At 74.2% G+C, this 19,441-nt stretch carries 16 protein-coding genes; 7 read left to right on the plus strand and 9 right to left on the minus strand.

What is annotated here, in order from left to right:
* The first annotated feature begins 25 nt into the window (after positions 1-25).
* Entirely contained in the window at positions 26-736 is a 711-nt protein-coding gene (locus tag DQ244_RS17650) for a glutamine amidotransferase (protein WP_233491719.1), read from the plus strand.
* Here the strand turns inward: DQ244_RS17650 and cimA are convergent.
* From cimA to serA, 3 genes are all read right to left on the minus strand, one after another.
* Entirely contained in the window at positions 687-2,315 is a 1,629-nt protein-coding gene (gene cimA / locus DQ244_RS17655) for a citramalate synthase (protein ID WP_113812816.1), read from the minus strand. The two genes, DQ244_RS17650 and cimA, sit on opposite strands and share 50 nt — an antisense overlap.
* Positions 2,316-2,559: 244 nt before the next feature.
* Positions 2,560-3,579, minus strand: a complete 1,020-nt coding sequence (locus tag DQ244_RS17660) for a 3-isopropylmalate dehydrogenase (RefSeq protein WP_113812817.1) — start codon at positions 3,577-3,579, stop codon at positions 2,560-2,562.
* Positions 3,580-3,595: 16 nt separating this feature from the next.
* Positions 3,596-5,197 carry a phosphoglycerate dehydrogenase gene (serA, locus tag DQ244_RS17665; protein WP_113812818.1) on the minus strand — a complete coding sequence of 534 codons (1,602 nt, stop codon included), beginning with the start codon at positions 5,195-5,197 and terminating at the stop codon, positions 3,596-3,598.
* 145 nt (positions 5,198-5,342) lie between these two features.
* Between serA and DQ244_RS19740 the strand changes: the two genes are divergently transcribed.
* From DQ244_RS19740 to DQ244_RS17680, 3 genes are all read left to right on the plus strand, one after another.
* Positions 5,343-6,074, plus strand: a complete 732-nt coding sequence (locus tag DQ244_RS19740) for a hypothetical protein (protein WP_199580460.1) — start codon at positions 5,343-5,345, stop codon at positions 6,072-6,074.
* A 113-nt stretch (positions 6,075-6,187) separates the two neighbouring features.
* Entirely contained in the window at positions 6,188-6,820 is a 633-nt protein-coding gene (locus DQ244_RS17675; protein WP_199580461.1) for a hypothetical protein, read from the plus strand.
* A 153-nt stretch (positions 6,821-6,973) separates the two neighbouring features.
* Positions 6,974-7,528, plus strand: coding sequence for a hypothetical protein (locus tag DQ244_RS17680; protein WP_113812819.1), 555 nt, complete (start codon positions 6,974-6,976; stop codon positions 7,526-7,528).
* A gap of 57 nt (positions 7,529-7,585) precedes the next feature.
* On the opposite strand, the gene ilvC is transcribed toward DQ244_RS17680, so the two are convergent.
* The 5 genes from ilvC to ilvD all read right to left on the minus strand — a co-directional run bounded on the left by ilvC (position 7,586) and on the right by ilvD (position 15,901).
* Positions 7,586-8,614: a ketol-acid reductoisomerase gene (gene ilvC / locus DQ244_RS17685; RefSeq protein WP_113812820.1), complete on the minus strand. Its 1,029-nt coding sequence runs from the start codon at positions 8,612-8,614 to the stop codon at positions 7,586-7,588.
* A 69-nt stretch (positions 8,615-8,683) separates the two neighbouring features.
* Positions 8,684-9,211, minus strand: coding sequence for an acetolactate synthase small subunit (gene ilvN / locus DQ244_RS17690; protein ID WP_113799115.1), 528 nt, complete (start codon positions 9,209-9,211; stop codon positions 8,684-8,686).
* A complete protein-coding gene (locus DQ244_RS17695) occupies positions 9,211-11,079 on the minus strand; it encodes an acetolactate synthase large subunit (RefSeq protein ID WP_199580462.1) in 1,869 nt (622 codons plus the stop codon). Before DQ244_RS17695 ends, ilvN begins: the two co-directional genes overlap by 1 nt.
* 234 nt (positions 11,080-11,313) lie before the next feature.
* Positions 11,314-14,082 carry a bifunctional diguanylate cyclase/phosphodiesterase gene (locus DQ244_RS17700; protein ID WP_113812821.1) on the minus strand — a complete coding sequence of 923 codons (2,769 nt, stop codon included), beginning with the start codon at positions 14,080-14,082 and terminating at the stop codon, positions 11,314-11,316.
* A 106-nt stretch (positions 14,083-14,188) separates the two neighbouring features.
* Positions 14,189-15,901, minus strand: coding sequence for a dihydroxy-acid dehydratase (ilvD, locus tag DQ244_RS17705; RefSeq protein ID WP_233491700.1), 1,713 nt, complete (start codon positions 15,899-15,901; stop codon positions 14,189-14,191).
* An 84-nt stretch (positions 15,902-15,985) separates the two neighbouring features.
* Here ilvD and DQ244_RS17710 point away from each other — a divergent pair, with 84 nt between their 5' ends.
* Complete coding sequence (locus DQ244_RS17710) at positions 15,986-16,807, plus strand: helix-turn-helix transcriptional regulator (RefSeq protein WP_233491701.1); 822 nt, start codon at positions 15,986-15,988, stop codon at positions 16,805-16,807.
* A gap of 23 nt (positions 16,808-16,830) precedes the next feature.
* A complete protein-coding gene (locus tag DQ244_RS17715; protein WP_233491702.1) occupies positions 16,831-17,202 on the plus strand; it encodes a PH domain-containing protein in 372 nt (123 codons plus the stop codon).
* On the opposite strand, the gene DQ244_RS17720 is transcribed toward DQ244_RS17715, so the two are convergent.
* Positions 17,196-18,143 (minus strand): 2-hydroxyacid dehydrogenase, encoded by a 948-nt coding sequence (locus DQ244_RS17720; protein WP_199580463.1) that lies wholly within the window; start codon positions 18,141-18,143, stop codon positions 17,196-17,198. The genes DQ244_RS17715 and DQ244_RS17720 overlap by 7 nt on opposite strands.
* A 48-nt stretch (positions 18,144-18,191) precedes the next feature.
* Between DQ244_RS17720 and DQ244_RS17725 the strand changes: the two genes are divergently transcribed.
* A complete protein-coding gene (locus tag DQ244_RS17725; protein WP_113812946.1) occupies positions 18,192-19,325 on the plus strand; it encodes a sorbosone dehydrogenase family protein in 1,134 nt (377 codons plus the stop codon).
* Positions 19,326-19,441 lie beyond the last annotated feature (116 nt).

Genomic DNA, 19,441 nt, shown 5'->3' on the forward strand with positions numbered 1-19,441 from the left:
CCGGTCGGGCCGGCCGTTCCTGCTGCTGTCGTCCCGCCCCGAGGACGCCGCGGCCGACCAGGAGCTCGCGTCGTTCCTCCAGGTCACCGGGCTACCCCCGGGCCGGCTGCACCGGATCCGGATGGAGGCCGGGCCGCTGCCCTCGCTGGACCTGGACGACTACGCGGGCCTGGTGCTCGGGGGCAGCCCGTTCAACTCCAGCGATCCGCCGGAGGAGAAGTCGCCGGTCCAGCTGCGGGTGGAGCGCGAGGTGGCGGCGCTGCTCGACGAGGTGGTGGCGCGCGACCTCCCGTTCCTCGGCGCCTGCTACGGCATCGGCACGCTGGTCACCCACCAGGGCGGCACGGTCGACCGCACGTACGCGGAGCCGATCTCGGCCGTCGAGGTGAGCCTCACCGCGGAGGGACGGCGGGACCCGCTCCTGTCCGGCGTGCCCGAGCGGTTCGACGCCTTCGTCGGGCACAAGGAGGCCTGCCGGGTGCTCCCGCCCGGGGCGGTGCTGCTCGCGTCGTCGCCGACCTGCCCGGTCCAGATGTTCCGGGTGCGCCGGAACGTCTACGCCACCCAGTTCCACCCCGAGCTCGACGTCGACGGCCTGGTGGCGAGGGCGCGGATCTACCAGCACGCCGGGTACTTCCCGCCGGGCGAGCTGGACGACGTGATCGCCCGGGTCGCCGCCGCGGCGGTCACCGAGCCGGCGCGGGTCCTGTCGAACTTTGTCCGCCGCTACGGCTGAGGACGGCGTAGCTGAGCGCGTCGACCAGCGCGTGCCAGGACGCCTCGACCACGTTCGCGTGCACGCCGACCGTGGTCCACTCCCCCACGCCGTCGGTGGTGTCGATCAGGACCCGCGTGGTGGCGCTCGTGCCACCGCGCCAGCCCAGGATGCGGACCTTGTAGTCGGCCAGCGAGACGCCGGCCAGCTGCGGGTAGCGGCCCACCAGCGCCTGGCGCAGCGCGTTGTCGAGCGCGTTGACCGGGCCGTTGCCCTCGCCGGTGCTGATGACGCGTTCCGTCGTCCCGTCGGGGTTGGGCAGGTGCACCTTGACCGTCGCCTCGCTGACCACGACGCCGTTGCCCCAGTGCTCGACGGAGGTCCGGTAGCTCTCCAGCTCGAACAGCGGGGCCGGGGCGTCGGGCAGCTGGGCGCGCAGGAGGAGCTCGAAGGAGGCGTCGGCGGCCTCGAACGACCAGCCGTCGGCCTCGAGCACCTTGACCTGGTCGACGACCCGGCCGATGGCGTCGGAGTGACCGTCGAGGTCGACGCCGAGCTCGCGGCCCTTCAGCTCGACGGAGGCCCGGCCGGCCATCTCGGTGACCAGGATGCGCATGTCGTTGCCGACGACGGTCGGGTCGAGGTGGTTGTAGAGCTCCGGGCTCACCTTGATGGCGCTGGCGTGCAGCCCGGCCTTGTGCGCGAACGCCGACGCCCCGACGAAGGGCTGGTGGTCGTCGGGGGCGATGTTGGCGAGCTCCGCGATCGCGTGGCTCACCCGCTGCAGCTCGGGCAGGCACTCGGCCGGCACCGCCGGGATGCCCATCTTCGTGACCAGGTTGGCCACGAGCACGAACGTGTCGGCGTTGCCGGCCCGCTCGCCGTAGCCGTTCGCCGTCCCCTGCACGTGCGTGACCCCGGCCTCGACGGCGGCGAGGGTGTTGGCGACCGCGCAGCCGGTGTCGTCCTGGCAGTGGATGCCGAGCTTCCCGCCCACCCGCGACCGCACGTCGGCCACGACCCGGCCGACGCCCATCGGCAGCATCCCGCCGTTGGTGTCGCACAGGACGCCGACCTCCGCGCCGGCCGCGAACGCCGTCTCCAGCACCCGGACGCCGTAGCCGGGGTCGGCGGCGTACCCGTCGAAGAAGTGCTCGCAGTCGACGAACACGCGGCGGCCGTGCGCCACGAGGAACGCGACGGTGTCGGCCACCATCGCCAGGTTCTCCTCCGGGGTGGTCCGCAGCGCGTCGCGCACGTGGCGGACGTCGGACTTGGCGACCAGGCAGACCACCGGCGTCCCGGCGTCCAGCAACGCCCGCACCTGCAGGTCGTCCTCGACCCGGACGCCGGCCTTCCGGGTCGCGCCGAACGCGACCAGCTGGGCGTGCCGCAGCTTGAGCTCGGTGCGCGCCCGGGCGAAGAACTCGGTGTCCTTGGGGAGCGCCCCCGGCCAGCCGCCCTCGATGAACCCGACCCCGATCTCGTCCAGCAGGCGGGCGACCGCGAGCTTGTCGGCGACCGAGTAGCTGATGCCCTCGCGCTGGGCGCCGTCGCGCAGCGTGGTGTCGAAGACGTGGAAGTCGGTGTCGCTGGGCACGAGGTGCTCCTCGGTTCGGGTGGACGGCGTCCCGGAAACGAAAAAGACCCCCCGGGTACGGGAGGTCGGCGCGCAGTCGGAGGGTGACTGCGCGCTAGGCGATGATGATCGAGCGGTGGGGGGTCATCGCCGCCCAGTGAAGCACGTCCGCTCACCGGATGGAACGGACCGTCCACATGATGGGACGGCGGCCGGCAGCCCCGGCGGCGGTTCCGGCTCGGGGGCCCGAGCCGGAACCGCCCGCCTAGCCGGCGAGGGCCGCGAGCCGGTCCCCGACGTCGGTGGTGCGGATGGGCGCCCGCGGGTCGCGGGTGGAGAGGTCGAAGGCGACGGCCGCGTCGACCTTGCGCGCCTGCTCGGTGCGGCCCAGGTGCTGCAGCAGCAGCCCGACCGACAGCACGGTGGCCGTCGGGTCCGCCACGCCCTGACCGGCGATGTCGGGTGCGGAGCCGTGCACCGGCTCGAACATGCTGGGGTTGGTGCCCGAGGCGTCGAGGTTGCCGCTGGCCGCCAGCCCGATGCCCCCGGTCACGGCCGCGGCGACGTCGGTGACGATGTCGCCGAACAGGTTGTCGGTGACGATGACGTCGTACCGGCCGGGGTCGGTGATGAAGAACATCGAGGCGGCGTCCACGTGCTGGTAGGCGACGGTGACCTCGGGGAACTCCACCGCCACCTCCTCCACGATCCGCGACCAGAGGCCGCCGGCGTGGGTGAGCACGTTGGTCTTGTGGATCAGCGTGAGGTGCTTGCGCGGGCGGGCGGTGGCCCGCTCGAAGGCGTACCGGACGACCCGCTCGACGCCGAAGGCGGTGTTGAGGCTGACCTCGGTCGCCACCTCCTGCGGGGTGTCCTTGCGCAGGACGCCGCCGTTGCCGACGTAGGGGCCCTCGGTGCCCTCGCGGACGCACAGCATGTCGATCGGGCCGGGCGAGGCCAGCGGGCTGCGCACGCCGTCGAACAGCCGGGCCGGCCGCAGGTTGACGTGGTGGTCCAGCTCGAAGCGCAGCCGCAGCAGCAGGCCGCGCTCGAGGATGCCCGGCGGCACGCCCGGGTCCCCGATGGCGCCGAGCAGGATCGCGTCGTGCTGGCGCAGCTCGTCGAGCACCGTGTCGGGCAGCAGCTCCCCCGTGCGCTGCCAGCGTGCGGCACCGAGGTCGTAGGGGGTGGTCTCCAGGTCGGGGGCGACCGCGCGCAGGACCTTGAGCCCCTCCGCCACCACCTCGGGACCGATGCCGTCTCCAGGGATCACAGCCAGGCGCATGGGAGGGAACCCTAGGTCAGAGAGTTGTCAGGTCGGCCGCCCGGGCCGCCCGCGCGCCGATGCGGGCGGCGATCGCCTCGAGCATCTCGGGGGTCACCGGGCTGTCGACGGTGACGGCCATGAGCGCCTCGCCGCCCTCGCTCGTCCGGCTGACCTGCGCACCGGCGATGTTGATCCCGGCCTCGCCCAGGGCCGCGCCGACGGCGCCGACGACGCCCGGCCGGTCGGCGTAGGTGAAGAAGAGCAGGTGACCCGAGGCCGCCAGGTCGATCTCGAAACCCGCGACCTCGGTCAGCCGGGGCACCTGGTTCTTGCCGAACAACGTGCCGGAGACCGCGACCGGCCGGCCGTCGGCCATGGCGCCGCGCAGGGTGACCAGGTTCCGGTAGGTCGGGCTCTCCGGGTCGGTGGTCAGCGCGACGTCGAGCCCGCGCTGCTCGGCGAACAGCGGCGCGTTGACGTAGGTGACCTGCTCCTCGACGACGTCGGAGAACACCCCCTTGAGCGCCGCCAGCTGCAGCACCGAGGCGTCGAACTCGGCGAGCTTGCCGCGCACGTCGACGGTGACCGACTGGGCCAGCCCGCCGGCGACCGCGGTGAACACCCGGCCGAGCTTCTCGGCCAGCGGCAGACCCGGGCGCACGTCCTCGGCGACGACGCCACCGGCCTGGACGTTGACCGCGTCGGGCACGAACTCGCCCTGCAGCGCCAGCCGCACCGAACGGGCGACGGCGGCACCGGCCTTGTCCTGCGCCTCGGTGGTGGAGGCGCCCAGGTGCGGGGTGACGACGGTGTTCGGGAGGCCGAACAGCGGGCTGTCGGTGCAGGGCTCCGTGGCGTAGACGTCGATGCCCGCCGCACCCACCTGGCCCGACCGCAGCGCCTCGGCCAGGGCCGCCTCGTCGACCAGGCCACCGCGGGCGGCGTTGACGATGATCACGCCGCGCTTGGTGGTGGCGAGCTCCGCGGCGCCGATGAGACCGAGCGTCTCCGGCGTCCTGGGCAGGTGGATGGTGATGAAGTCGGCCTGCTGCAGCAGCTCCTCCAGCGACACCATCCGCACGCCCAGCTGCGCCGCCCGGCCCGGCTGGATGTAGGGGTCGTAGGCGATCAGCTCGACGTCGAAGGCGGCCAGGCGCTGCGCCACCAGCTGGCCGATGCGGCCGAGGCCGACCACGCCGACGGTCTTCTCGGTGACCTCGACGCCGGTGAACCTGGACCGGGCCCACGTGCCCTCGCGCAGCGAGGCGTCGGCCGCGGGGATGTGCCGGGCAGCGGACAGCAGCAGGGCGACCGCGTGCTCGGCGGCGCTCACGATGTTCGAGGTCGGTGCGTTCACGACCATGACGCCGCGCTCGGTGGCGGCCGGGACGTCGACGTTGTCCAGCCCGATGCCGGCCCGGGCGACGACCTCGAGGTTCGGCGCCGCGGCGAGGGCCTCCGCGTCGATCCGGGTCGCGCTGCGGATCATCACCGCCGCCGCCTCGGCGAGCGCCGGGAGCAGCGCGGCCCGGTCGGCACCGTCGACGTGGCGGATCTCGACGTCGGTCCCGAGCACCTCCAGGACGCTGGGCGCGAGCTCTTCGGCGATCAGGACGACGGGCGCGGTCGTGGTCACGGGAACCAGCCTAGGGACGGCGGACCCACCGGGGCGGCGTGCCCTCGGAGGTGGAACCCGGCCGGTCGGCTTGCCCGTCCTCGACCGCCCCGGACATGCTGCAGATCTTCTGCACCGGCGGACCCGGTGCCGACCGGAGGGAACCATGAGCCAGTCCGACGATCCATACCGCCCCGCTCCCGGCACGCCGCCCCACGGCGACCAGGCGCCGGGTCAGCCCTCGTGGGGCCAGCCGCAGTACGGGCAGCCGCAGTTCGAGAAGCCGGAGCAGGGCCAGCAGACCCCGTACGGCCAGCCCCAGTACGGCCAGCCCCAGTACCCCCAGGCCCAGTACGGGCAGCCCCAGTACGGCCAGCAGCAGTACGGGCAGCAGCCCCAGTACGGGCAGCAGCAGTACGGGCAGCAGCCCTACGGCGGCTACGGCTCCGCTGCCGTGCCGGCCCGCCCGCCGGGCGTGATCGTGGCGGCCGTCCTCGGCTTCCTCTTCGCCGCGTTCGGCCTGCTGGCCCTGCTCGGCCTGGCGGTCGCCGGCTCGGAGTTCGCCCAGCTGGCGGACCTCTCCGGCACGGAGGAGGACGCCGTCACCGCCGGCCTCGTGTTCGCCGGGATCCTGGTCCTCGCCTACACGGTGGCGACGATCTGGGGGGCGGTCCTGGCGCTCACGGGGCGCAGCCGGGTCCTGCTCATCGTCATGGGCTCGCTGACCATCGCCCTCACAGCCCTGATGCTCCTGGGCGCGCTGAGCGAGGCCGACGGCCCCGGGACGGTGACGGCGCTGATCGCGGTGGCCGCGGCGATCGCGATCGTCGTGCTCCTCGCCGGCCGCCGTGCCGCGGACTTCTACGCCGCGCACCGGTTCCGCCGCGCCGGTCGCTGAACCGGGTGGCCGGGGGCGGCCGCTCCTGCCCGCCGCACCGATCGGTGTGACGATCAGGACGTTCCGCCCTCGGTGGCCATCCGGGCGACCGACGACCAGGAGGACGCCGCACGATGTCCAGCCCCACCCCCGATCCCTCCCAGCAGCAGCCCGGCTGGGGCCCGCCGCAGGGCCAGCAGCCCGGCTGGGTCCCGCCGCAGGGCCAGCAGCCCGGCTGGGGCCCGCCGCAGGGCCAGCAGCCGGGGTACGGCCAGCCCCAGCCCTACGGTCAGCAGCCGGGCTACGGGCAGCCCTACGGCCAGCAGCCCGGCTACGGCCCCGGCTACCCCGGCGGCCCCGTCCCGGGGGGCAAGCGGCCCGGCGCGGTGACCGCCGCCGCCGTCATCGGCATCGTCATCGGGTCGCTGTCCGCGCTGCTCAACCTGCTCGGGGTGCTGGCCGCCGACAGCGTGGGCGTCCAGCTGACCGGTGTGGACGTGGCGCTCGGGCTCCTGGCCGCCGCCATCGGCGTCGCGCTGGTCGTCGGCGGGATCCAGGTCCTCCGGGGTGCCCCGCCGCAGCTGCTCCTGTACGCCGCGCTCGCCGCGGTCGCGCTGGCCCTCGTCACCGTCGTCGTCGTGCTGTCCAGCGGGGGCGACCTCGACGGCGCCGGGGGCTTCGGCCTGCTCGGTCCGGCTGCGGTGGTCGTGCTGCTGCGCAGCAAGTCCGCTCAGGAGTGGTACGGCGGGCGCACCGGCACGGTCTGACCCGGACGCACGACCACGCACCACGGCCCCCGCTGCTCCGGCAGCGGGGGCCGTCGTGCGCGCGGGACGCAGAAGCCCCCACGACGGCCGCGGCGTCCCTACACTCCGCGCCACGGTCGCCGACCGGGCGACCTCCCCAGGAGGGAGCGCGCGATGTCCAGTCCCAGCTCCAGCACCGGCCCCGATCCGGGTCCGGCCCCGGGCGGCAATCCCCCCGGCTGGGGTCCGCCTCCGCCGCACGGGGCGCCCCCGGCCCAGGGGAACGGCCAGCAGGCACCCGGCTACGGGTCCGCGCCCTCGTACGGAGGCGGCCAGTCGTTCGCCGGTGACCGCCCGGGTGGCGTGATGGCCGCGGCGATCATCGGCATCGTCATGGGCGTGCTCGCGCTGATCAGCCTGTTCAGCCTGGGTCTGCTGTTCGCCTTCGGCGGGTTCCTCGGGGTGCTCGCCCTGCTGTCGGTCGCCGCGGGCATCGTGCTCCTGATCGGTGGCATCCAGGTCCTGCAGGGCAAGTCCCCGCAGCTGCTGCTCCTCGGCAGCTACGCCTCGATCGCCATCCAGGCGCTCACCCTCGTGTGGGCGCTGGTCAGCGGCTGGGGGTTCCTGTTCACCGGGTTCCTCGGCTTCCTGCTGCCGGCCGCGATCGTCTTCCTGCTGCGCCAGCCCGTCGCCAAGCAGCACTACGCCGCCCGCGGCATCAGCTACTGAGAACGCGGCAGAGCCCCCGCGACCGGACGGTCGCGGGGGCTCTGCGGCGGGAATCGATCAGCTGCGGGCGGCGGTGCCCGTGTAGTCGTCCGACGCGGAGACCCAGCTCATGAGGCCGCGCAGCTTGCGACCGGTCTCCTCGATCGGGTGCGCCTCGGCGGCGGCGCGCTTGGCCTTGAAGTCCGGAGCGCCGGCGTCCTGGTCGGCGATGAAGGCGGCGGCCCACGAGCCGTCCTTGATCGCGGCCAGCACCTCGCCCATCGACTCCTTGACGCGGGCGTCGATGACCTTCGGGCCGGAGGTGTAGTCGCCGTACTCGGCGGTGTCGGACACCGACCAGCGCTGCTTGGCGATACCGCCCTCGTACATGAGGTCGACGATCAGCTTCAGCTCGTGCAGGCACTCGAAGTAGGCGACCTCGGGCTGGTAGCCGGCCTCGGTCAGCGTCTCGAAGCCGGCGGTGATCAGCGCGCTGGCGCCACCGCAGAGCACGGCCTGCTCACCGAAGAGGTCGGTCTCGGTCTCCTCGGCGAACGTCGTCCTGATGACGCCGGCGCGGGTGCCGCCGATGGCCGCGGCGTAGGACAGCGCCAGGGACAGCGCGGAGCCGCTGGCGTCCTGCTCCACGGCGACGAGGCAGGGCACGCCCTTGCCGTTCTCGAACTCGCGGCGCACCAGGTGGCCCGGGCCCTTGGGGGCGACCATGGCGACGTCGACGCCGGCCGGGGGCTTGATGTAGCCGAAGCGGATGTTGAAGCCGTGGCCGAAGAACAGCGCGTCGCCGTCCTGGAGGTTCGGCTCCACCGACTCGGCGTACAGCGTCCGCTGCACGTGGTCGGGCGCCAGGATCATGATCAGGTCGGCCTCGGCGGACGCCTCGGCCGGCGTGACGACCCGCAGGCCCTCGGCCTCGGCCTTGGCACGGCTCTTCGACCCCTCGGGCAGGCCGACGCGCACGTCGACGCCGGAGTCGCGCAGCGAGAGCGCGTGGGCGTGGCCCTGGCTGCCGTAGCCCAGGACGGCGACGGTGCGCCCCTGGATGATCGAGAGGTCGGCGTCGCTGTCGTAGAAGATCTCGGCGGCCATGCGGTGCGTGCTCCTTCGGTAGGTGAAAGGGCCAAAATGGCCATTGTGGCCCTGGACGGGCCGGGTTGATCAGGCGCTGCGCTCGACCGGGCGCAAGGTACCGGCGCCCGACATCGCCCGCGGTCCCCGGCCCAGGGCGACGGTGCCCGACTGCGCCATCTCCTTGATGCCGAGCGGCGCGAGCACCGCCAGCAGGGCCTGGAGCTTGTCCGGCGTGCCCGTGGCCTCGAGGGTCACGGTGTCGGTGTTGACGTCGATGACGCGGGCGCGGAAGAGCTCGGCGGTCTGCAGGACCTGGGTGCGCTCGGCCAGCGGGGCGCGGACCTTCACCAGCAGCAGCTCGCGCTGGACCGCGGCACCGCCGTCCAGCTCGACGATCTTGATGATCTCGATGAGCTTGTTCAGCTGCTTGGTGATCTGCTCGAGCGGCTGGCTCTCCGCGTCGACGACGATCGTCATGCGGGAGAGGTCCGGGTTCTCCGTCGGGCCGACGGCGAGGGACTCGATGTTGAAGCCGCGCCGGCTGAACAGCGCCGAGACGCGGGCCAGCACACCGGACTTGTTCTCGACGAGGACCGAGAGCGTGTGGCGGGTCATCAGACCTGTCCCTCTCCGAAGACGGGCCGCAGGTCGCGTGCGGCCAGGATGGCGTCGTTGCTGGCACCCGCGGCGACCATCGGCCACACCTGGGCGTCGGCGCCGACGACGAAGTCGATGACGACCGGGGCGTCGTCGATCGCCATGGCCTTCTCGATGACGGCGTCCACGTCGTCCTTGCTCTCGCAGCGCAGGCCGACGCAGCCCAGCGCCTCGGCGAGCGCCACGAAGTCGGGGATGCGCACCGGCTTGGGCGTCCCGTCGGCATTCCGCGCGTGCAGCTTCGTGTTGGAGTACCGGCCCTCGTAGAACAGGGTCTGCCACTGCCGGACCATGCCGAGGTTGCCGTTGTTGATGACGGCGACCTTGACCGGGATGCCCTCGATGGCGCAGGTGGCGAGCTCCTGGTTGGTCATCTGGAAGCAGCCGTCGCCGTCGATGGCCCAGACGGTGGTCTCCGGGCAGCCGTACTTGGCACCCATCGCCGCCGGCACGGCGTAGCCCATCGTCCCGAGGCCGCCGCTGTTGAGCCAGGTGCCCGGCTTCTCGTACTTGATGAACTGCGCGGCCCACATCTGGTGCTGGCCGACGCCGGAGGTGTAGATGGCATCGGGTCCGGCGATGGCGCCGAGGCGCTCGATGACGTACTGCGGGGACAGCGCGCCGTCCTCGGGCCAGTCGTAGCCGAGCGGGTAGCGGTCCCGCCAGTCGTCGAGCTGGGTCCACCAGGCGGCCAGGTCGGGGGTGCGCCCGGCGGCGTGCTCGGCGCGCAGCGCCTCCACGAGCTGGGCGATGGTCTCCTTGGCGTCCCCCACGATCGGCACGTCGGCCTTGCGGTTCTTGCCGATCTCGGCCGGGTCGATGTCGGCGTGCACCACCAGCGCCTCGGGCGCGAAGCTCGACAGCTGACCGGTCACCCGGTCGTCGAAGCGAGCGCCCAGGGCGACGATGACGTCGGACTTCTGCAGCGCCGTCACGGCGGCGACGGTGCCGTGCATGCCGGGCATGCCCAGGTGCTGGGGGCTGCTGTCCGGGAAGGCGCCGCGGGCCATGAGCGTGGTGACGACGGGGGCCCCGGTGAGCTCGGCGAGCGCCGCCAGCTCCTCGGTGGCCTGCGCCTTGATCACCCCGCCGCCGACGTACAGCACCGGCCGGCTCGCGCCGGCGATCATCGTCGCGGCCTCGCGGACCTGCTTGCTGTGCGGGCGGGTCGTGGGCTTGTAGCCGGGCAGGTCCATGCGCGGCGGCCAGGCGAAGTCGGTGGTGGCCTGGAGCACGTCCTTGGGGATGTCGACCAGGACCGGACCGGGTCGCCCGGTCGAGGCCAGGTGGAAGGCCTCGGCGATGCGCTGCGGGATCTCCTCGGCGGAGGTGACCAGGAAGTTGTGCTTGGTGACCGGCATCGTGATGCCGCGGATGTCCGCCTCCTGGAAGGCGTCGGTCCCGATGGCCGCGCTGGGCACCTGCCCGGTGATCGCGACCATGGGCACGGAGTCCATGTAGGCGTCGGCGAGCGGCGTCACCAGGTTGGTCGCGCCGGGACCCGAGGTGGCGATGCAGACCCCGACCCTGCCGGTGGCCTGCGCGTACCCGGTGGCCGCGTGGCCGGCGCCCTGCTCGTGCCGGACGAGCACGTGCCGCACCGCGGAGTCGAAGAGCGGGTCGTACGCCGGCAGGATCGCTCCGCCGGGGATCCCGAAGATGACCTCGACGCCGACGGCCTCGAGGGAGCGGACGAGGCTCTGCGCGCCGGTGATGCCGGTGGCGGGCTCGGCGGCGCTCTCGGCGACGGAGCGGGCCGTCGTCTCGACGCCGGTCAGTGCTTCGGCCGCCTCGCGGCTGGGGGCCTCGTGAGGGGTGGTGGTCATCGCGCGGATCTCCTGTGCCTTGCGGCGTGGTTCGGGCTGGTGCGACGGACAGCGTGCTCGCGGTACGGCAGGTCACGGCCAACAAAAAACCCCTCGTGCCCAGGGCACGAAGGGTCAGCGCGTCGGTCGGTGACCGGACGCGCTACGCGAGTACGAGGACGCCGCTGGTGCGGGCGTCTGCGGGCATGCTGGTGCGAGGCACTCCGACACTGTGCGCCTCACGACGCCGCGCCGTCAACCGTCGCGTCCCACCAGGTGGACTCCCGTGTCCAGATCGGTGATCTCGGTGTCCAGGACGGCCGGATCGAACACGTCCAGCAGCGCCCGCAGGTCGGCGAACGGCATCGGCCGGCCGAACAGGTAGCCCTGCAGGTAGTCGCAGTCCATCGACCGCAGCTCGGCCAGCTGCTCCTCGGTCTCCACGCCCTCGGCGACGACGTCCATGCCCAGGGTCCGGCCGAGCTCGACGACGCTGGCCACCAGGGCGCGCCCCCGCGGACCGGTCTCGATCCCCGCGATGAACTCCTTGTCCAGCTTCAGGACCTGCACGGGCAGGCGGGCCAGGTAGGCCAGCGAGGACCAGCCCCGCCCGAAGTCGTCGAGGGCGAGCACGACGCCCATCGCCCGCAGCGTCTCGAGGTCGCTGAGCAGCCCGTCCTGCGCCTCCAGCAGCACCGACTCGGTCAGCTCCAGCACCAGCTTGCCCGGCGGGAGCTGCGCGGCGGCCAGCGCCGCGGCGACGTCGGGAGCCAGGCAGCCCGCCTGGAGGTGCCGGACGGAGACGTTGACGCCCATCTGGACGTCCCAGCCGTCGGCGAGCAGGACCGCCGCCTGCCGCGCCGCGACGTCGAGCACCCAGCGCTGGAGCGGGACGATGAGCCCGTCCTCCTCCGCGAGGTGGATGAACTCGTCCGGCGGCACGGTGCCCAGCAGCGGGTGCTCCCAGCGCACGAGCGCCTCGAGCCCCAGGATCCGCCGGTCGTGCAGCCCGACCACCGGCTGGTACAGCACGCGCAGCTGCCCCTCCTCCAGCGCCACGGGGAGGTCGCGAGCCAGTCGCGTCCGCCGCCCCACGGCGGCGTCGACGGCATCGCCGGAGGAGCGCACGCAGCGCTTCCCGGCGGCCTTGGCGGCGCGCAGCGCCAGGTCGGCGTGCCGGACGACGGCCGACACGTCACCGGACCCGTCGAGCTCGGCCAGGCCGATGCTGCCGGAGACCGCGAACAGCGGACCACCCACGCCGACGCCCGGGGACGACGCCTGGAAGGTCCGGTCCAGGGCCACGACGAGCCGCTCGGCCAGACCCGTGGCCTCGTCGGGCCCACCGGGCACGAGCAGGGCGAACTCGTCGCCGCCGAGGCGGGCCACGAGGTCCTGCTCCCGCGCGCCGGCGCGGAGCTGGTCGGCCACCTGCACGAGCACCTGGTCCCCGGCGTCGTGCCCGGCGACGTCGTTGACCGCCTTGAACCCGTCGAGGTCGACGAGCAGCACGCAGGCGGGCTCGCCGGCGGCGGCGCCGGCGTTGGCCTCCTCGAGCGCAGCCATGAAACGGGCCCGGTTGGGCAGCCCGGTCAGGTAGTCGGTGAAGGCCATGCGCTCGAGCTCGCGCTGGTTGGACCGGCGGGCGGTGACGTCGCGCAGGTGCAGCACGACCCCCTCGCGCAGCGCCGTCCCCGGCACGCCGGCGCGGGCCGCGCCGGAGAGCTCGACGTCGCGCCAGTCGCCCTCGCGGGCACGCAGCCGGACGACCGGCGGCAGCGCGGCCGGTGCGCCGACGTCCGCGAGCACCCGGGTGAGCACGCCGCGGTCCGAGGGGTCGACCAGCTCGGCGAGCACCCGGTCGGTCAGGTCGCGCGCGGGCCAGCCGAGCTGGCCGAGGGCGGGACCGGAGACCCAGCGCACGCGGCCGTCGTCGTCGAGGACCACGGTGACGTCCTCGGCGCTGGCGGCCAGCGCCCGGAAGTAGGCCTCGGTCTGCTCCATGCGACGGGTCAGGCGGCGGCCGTCGGCGGCCCACAGGAGGCCCCGGGCGGAGGTCTGCAGGACGACGAGCGCGACGAGCACCTGCTCGGGGAGGGAGAAGGTGTGCCCCGCGCTCAGCATGATCACGACGACACCGGCGACGCCGTAGGCGGTCGCCTGGCCGGCGACGACGCCGAACAGTGCAGGCCCCGGGGACTCGTCTGCCCGGCCGACCGGCGCGCCGGGGTCGCTGTCCACGGCCCTGATCCCGGCGGCGAGCATGCCCATCCAGGCCGCGAGCGTGATCAGGTGGGAGGCACCGGCGCCCAGCACGTTGGCCAGCGCGCCGGCGACGGCCACGACGACGAAGGACGCGACGGTGACCAGCAGCCACACGGCGGCCCGGCGCCGGACCGGGTCCACGCGGGAGACGGTGATGAGGGCGATGCCGCACAGCAGCGCACCGGTGACCGGGTAGCCGACCACCATCAGCGCGTCCACCAGGGTCCGGCTGCCGGCCGCGGCGTCGCCCAGCACGAGCGTGCCGACCAGCACGACGGCGACGACGACGATGCCGCCGTCGAGCAGCTCCCGCGGGCCGGCCCGGCGTCCGGCGCGGGAGGGCAGCAGGAGCAGGCAGGCGGTGATGCCCAGGGGCGCGGCGAGGACCTGCGGCACCTGGGCCAGGCCGCTCTGCGACCCCGCCGGGTCGACCACGTAGATCAGCTCCGCGACGACGAGCAGCCCGGCGACGGCGGACAGCGCCTGCCAGGGTCGCCGGGACCGCGGGTCCAGCCGGCGCGCGTGCTTCGCCACGACCACCGAGCCCACCGCCGAGGCCACCGCCAGCAGCAGCGGGAAGACGGAGGACGTCCCAGCGCCGAGCACGGCGTGCGCCGCCACCGCCGCCAGGGCCAGCAGGCCCAGGACGGTCAGCGCGGCGGTCGACTCGCGCCGGGCACGGGGATCACGGCCGGCGGGCACGGTCGGGGCGGTCGACGGCTGCCGGAGGACCGCACGGGGAACCAGGCGCGGGGTCATCGCCCGACCCGCCCGCGCCTGCTCGACCGACGTCCGTCCACACCCGGGAGGTCGGCAGGGGTGGGCCCGGGGAGAAGCCGGCCCGCCCCCGGCTCACCCCAAGTGGTCAGCCGCAGATGGCGCCCTGCGCCGCCGATCCCACGAGCTTCGCGTACTTGCCGAGGACGCCGGTCGTGTAGCGCGGGGGCAGCGGCTCCCAGCCCTCCGTGCGGCGGGCCAGCTCGTCGTCGTCCACCAGCAGGTCGAGGGTGCGGGTGGTGAGGTCCAGGCGGATCCGGTCACCGTCGCGCACGTGGGCGATGGGGCCGCCGTCCGCCGCCTCCGGCGCGATGTGACCGACGCACAGGCCCGTCGTCCCGCCGGAGAACCGGCCGTCGGTGAGCAGCAGGACGTCCTTGCCGAGACCGGCGCCCTTGATCGCGCCGGTGACCGCCAGCATCTCGCGCATGCCCGGGCCGCCGCGGGGGCCCTCGTAGCGGATGACGACGACGTCGCCGGGCTGCAGCGTGCCCTCGGTGACGGCGTCCATCGCGCCCTGCTCGCCGTCGAAGACCCGGGCGGTGCCCTCGAACACCTCGGCGTCGAACCCGGCCGACTTCACGACCGCGCCGTCCGGGGAGAGGGAACCGCGGAGGATCGTCAGGCCGCCCGTCTTGTGGATCGGGTTGTCCATCGCGTGCACGATCGTGCCGTCGAGGTCCGGCGGGGCGATGTCGGCGAGGTTCTCGGCCATCGTCTTCCCGGTCACGGTGAGCGCGTCGCCGTGCAGCAGGCCGGCGTCGAGCAGCGCCCGGAGCACGACCGGGACGCCACCGACCCGGTCGATGTCGGTCATCACGAAGCGGCCGAAGGGCTTCACGTCGGCCAGGTGCGGCGTGCGGTCGCCGATCCGGTTGAAGTCCTCGAGCGTCAGGTCGACCTGCGCCTCGTGGGCGATCGCCAGCAGGTGCAGGACGGCGTTCGTCGAGCCACCCAGCGCCATGACGACAGTGATGGCGTTCTCGAACGCCTCCCTGGTCATGATCTGGCGGGCGGTGATGCCCTTGCGCAGCAGGTTCACCACGGCCTCGCCCGAGGCGACCGCGAAGGCGTCGCGGCGGCTGTCCGGAGCCGGCGGGGCGGCGCTGCCGGGCAGCGCCATGCCGAGCGCCTCGGCGACGCTGGCCATCGTGTTGGCGGTGTACATGCCGCCGCAGGAGCCCTGACCGGGGCACGCGGCCTTCTCGATGGCGGTGAGCTCGTCGCGGGTGATCAGGCCGCGCGCGCAGGCACCGACGGCCTCGAAGACGTCGATGATCGTGAGGTCGTCGCGGTCGCCCAGCTTCCCCGGCAGCGTGGAGCCGGAGTAGAGGAAGACGCTGGCCAGGTCGAGGCGCGCGGCGGCCATCAGCATCCCGGGCAGCGACTTGTCGCAGCCGGCCAGCAGGACCGAGCCGTCGAGCCGCTCGGCGAACATGACCGTCTCGACGGAGTCGGCGATGACCTCGCGGGAGACCAGGGAGGCGCGCATGCCCTCGTGGCCCATGGAGATGCCGTCGGACACGGAGATGGTGCCGAACTCGAGCGGGAAGCCGCCGGCCGCGTGCACGCCCTCCTTGGCCCGCTTGGCCAGCCGGTCCAGCGAGAGGTTGCAGGGGGTGATCTCGTTCCAGGACGAGGCGACGCCGATCTGCGGCTTGGCGAAGTCGTCGTCGCCCATGCCGACGGCGCGCAGCATGGCGCGGGCGGGCGCCTTGGCGTCCCCGTCGGTCACCTCGTGGCTACGGGGCTTCATGGTGGCGGTCTCGCTGCCGGCGGAGCGGTCGTCCAGGGTGGTCACGGCGGCGATGCTATGCCGGTGCGCGCGGGCCGCCGAGTTTGCGGTGGTACCAGTAGTGGCACCACCACCGACCGAGGAGCCGCCGTGACTGCCACCGCCCGCCGCGAGCTGGCCGAGTTCCTCGGCTCCCGGCGTCGTTCGGTCACCCCGGCCGCGGTGGGGCTCCCCGCCGGTGCCAACCGGCGCACCCCCGGGCTGCGCCGCGAGGAGGTCGCGCTGCTCGCCGGGGTGAGCCACACCTGGTACACGTGGCTCGAGCAGGGCCGCGACATCCGGCCCTCCCGGCAGGTGATGGACGCCCTGGCCCGCACGCTGCGGCTGTCGCCGGCCGAGCACGAGTACCTGCTGCGCCTCGCCGGCCACGGCGGGGTGCCGGCGGCCCGCTCGGTCGACGGGGTGCCCGCGCACCTGCAGCGGCTGATGGACGCGCTCAGCCCCTCCCCCGTCTACGCCATCACCTCCAGCTGGTCGATCATCGGCTGGAACCGGGCCTACGAGCGCCTCTACCCGGGGGTCGCCGCGATGGCGGCCGACGACCGGAACCTGCTGTGGGCCGTCTTCACCGACCCGGCCGTGCGGGACCTGCTCGGCGACTGGGACGCCGACAGCCGGAGCTTCCTCGCCCAGTTCCGGGCGGAGGTCGGCCCGCGCCTGGCCGACCCGGAGGTCGTCGACCTGGTGGCCCGGCTGCAGGCGGCCAGCCCCGCCTTCCGGGAGGGCTGGGCGAGCCACGACGTCGACCGGTTCACCTCGACCGAGCGGCGCTTCGAGCACCCCGTCGTCGGCACCCTGGTCCTGGAGCACCACCAGCTCACCCCGGCCGACGCCCCGGGGATCCAGCTGGTCGTCTACACCGCCGTCGACGGCACCGGCACCGCCGCGAAGCTGACGCGGCTGGCCGGCTGAGCGGCCTGGGAGGATCGGTCGTCGTGGACGCCCCCGCCCGACTGCGGATGAACCGCACCGCTCTGGTGCCCGTCGCGCTGCTGGCGCTGTGCGTCGTCCCGCTGGCCTTCGCCGCCCCGTGGCTGCCGGTGCTGCTGCTGATCCCGGTGGGGGTCGCGCTGTGGGTCCTGCGCACCGGGCTCGACATCGACGACGAGGGGCTGACCGTGCAGGCGCTGCTCGGCCGGCGGCGGGTGCCGTGGACCGACGTCGCCGGGATCCGGGTCGCCGAGCGCGGGAGCCTCTGGCTGGTCACGACGGCGGGCACCGAGCTGCGGCTGCCCGTGGTGCGGGCCCGGGACCTGCCCCGGCTCGCCGACTTCTCCGGCGGCCGGATCCGGCTGTCGGCTCAGTAGTCCGCGACGACGTTCTCCAGCGGCCGGCCCTCGAGGACTCGGGCGAGCTGGTCGACGACCGCCGCGGCGGCCCGGTCCCCGGTCGCCGGCACGGCACCGCCGACGTGCGGGGTGAGCAGCAGCCCCGGCACCGACCACAGCGGGTGCCCCTCCGGCAGGGGCTCGGGGTCGGTGACGTCGAGCGCGGCCCGCAGCCGGCCGGACGCGAGCTCCGCGACCAGGGCGTCGGTGTCGACCACCACGCCCCGGGCCGCGTTGACCAGCAGCGCGCCGTCCTGCATGGCGCCGAGGAAGCCGGCGTCGACCATGCCCCGGGTCTCATCGGTCACCGGGACGATCAGGATCACGACGTCGGCGTCGGGGAGCAGCTCGGGCAGCTCCGCGGTCGACCGGACGCCGTCGCGGGCGGTGCGGGCGACGTAGGTGAGCTGCACGTCGAAGCCCGCCAGCATCCGCCCGATCGCCCGGCCGATGTCGCCCGCGCCGACGACCAGGACCCGCGCGCCGACCAGGGACCGGTGGGTGCCGAACGACCAGCGGCCCGCGACCTGCTCCCGCACGAAGAAGGGCAGCCCGCGCTGCGCGGCGAGGGCGGCGGCCACCGCCCACTCCGCCGTCGACGGCGTGTGCGCGCCGCGGGCGTTGCAGAGGTGGACGCCCTCGGGGAGCCGGCCGGCGTAGGACTCCGCGCCGGCGGTGAGCAGCTGCACGAGGCCCAGCCGGGGCAGCGCGCGGAAGAAGTCCTCGCCGGGCAGCGGAGCACCCCCACCACGCGGGATCCACACGCGGGCCAGCGCCGCGTCGCCGGTCGGCGGGCCGTCGGCGGCGTCGACGCGGTGGGCGCGCACCCGAGGGGACAGCGCCTCCACGGCCGTCCCGATCGCGCGGGAGGGCACGAGGACGTGCAGGGGCTCGTCGGGTTCCAGGTGAAGGTGCGCCACGCCCGGACTCTAGGCGGCGTCCCTCCGCGCGCACGTACTGTGATCCGGGTGGGACGACGGTCGCGGACGCGGACGGCACGGCTGGTCGCCGTGGTCCTCGGGATCGCGCTGCTGACCGGCTGCGGCGACGACGGGTACGAGCCTGCCGGGCCCTTCCGGCCGCTGCCCGAGGGCGCCCCGCCGGAGGTCGGCCGGCCGCCGGAGACGGTGCCGCCGGGCGGGCCGGCGCAGCCCGGCGCCGGCGAGGAGGGTGGCGACCCCAACGTGGTCGCCTCCGGCCTCGCCGTTCCCACCGGCCTGGTCCTGCTCCCCGACGGCTCGGCGATCGTGGGCGAGCGCGAGACCGGGCGGCTGCTGCAGGTCTTCCCCGACCGCTCCCCGGCCAAGGAGCTCATGACCGTGCCGGGAATCGACACCGCCGGCGACGGCGGCCTGCTCGGCCTGGCCCTCTCCCCCACGTTCCCCGAGGACGGCCTGCTGTTCGCCTACGTCTCGACGGCGACGGACAACCGGGTGGTGCGGTTCCCGATCGGCGGCACCCCGAACCCGGTGCTGACCGGCATCCCGCGCGGCGAGGTGGGCAACGGCGGCGGCCTGATGACCGGCCTCGACGGCAACCTGTACGTCGGCACCGGGGACGCCGGGAACCCCGCGCTGGCGGCGGACCCGAACTCGCTCGCGGGCAAGGTGCTCCGGATCGACGTCTTCGGTCGGCCGGTCGGCGGCCCCTCGCCGGTGTTCAGCCGAGGGCACCGCGACGTCACCGGGCTGTGCCAGGACGAGGAGCGCACGTACGCGACCGACGAGTCGCGGGAGGGCCCCGACGAGCTCGACGTCGTCGTCGAGCAGGGCGACGCCGCGGCGCCGCCGCTGGCGACGGTCCTCCCGGAGGAGGGCGGGCTCGGTGGCTGCGCCGCCGGCTTCGGCACGGTCTTCCTCGGCGCGCTCGACGGGCAGCGCGTGCACGTCCTCACCCTCGACGACGAGGGCGACCCCGTGGACGACGCGACCGACGAGGTGCTCGGCGGCCGCTACGGCCGGCTGCGCACCGTCGTCCTGGACGCCGAGGGTGCGCTGTGGGTGACGACGTCGAACCGCGACGGCGTCGGTCAGCCGGCGGAGGACGACGACAAGGTCCTGCGCATCCGCCCGCCCGGCGGCCAGCCGAACTCGCCGCTGTGACACTGCGATCCTCCGGATCGCACCGCGGCCACATGCCGTCCCCAGTCCGCGGAGCCGCTGAGTCCCGCCTGCGCGGAACCCTCCGGGCCCCACTCGGCGTGACGGGGTGCCCGGAG

This window comes from Blastococcus sp. TBT05-19, from assembly GCF_003319095.1.
GTDB lineage: Bacteria > Actinomycetota > Actinomycetes > Mycobacteriales > Geodermatophilaceae > Blastococcus.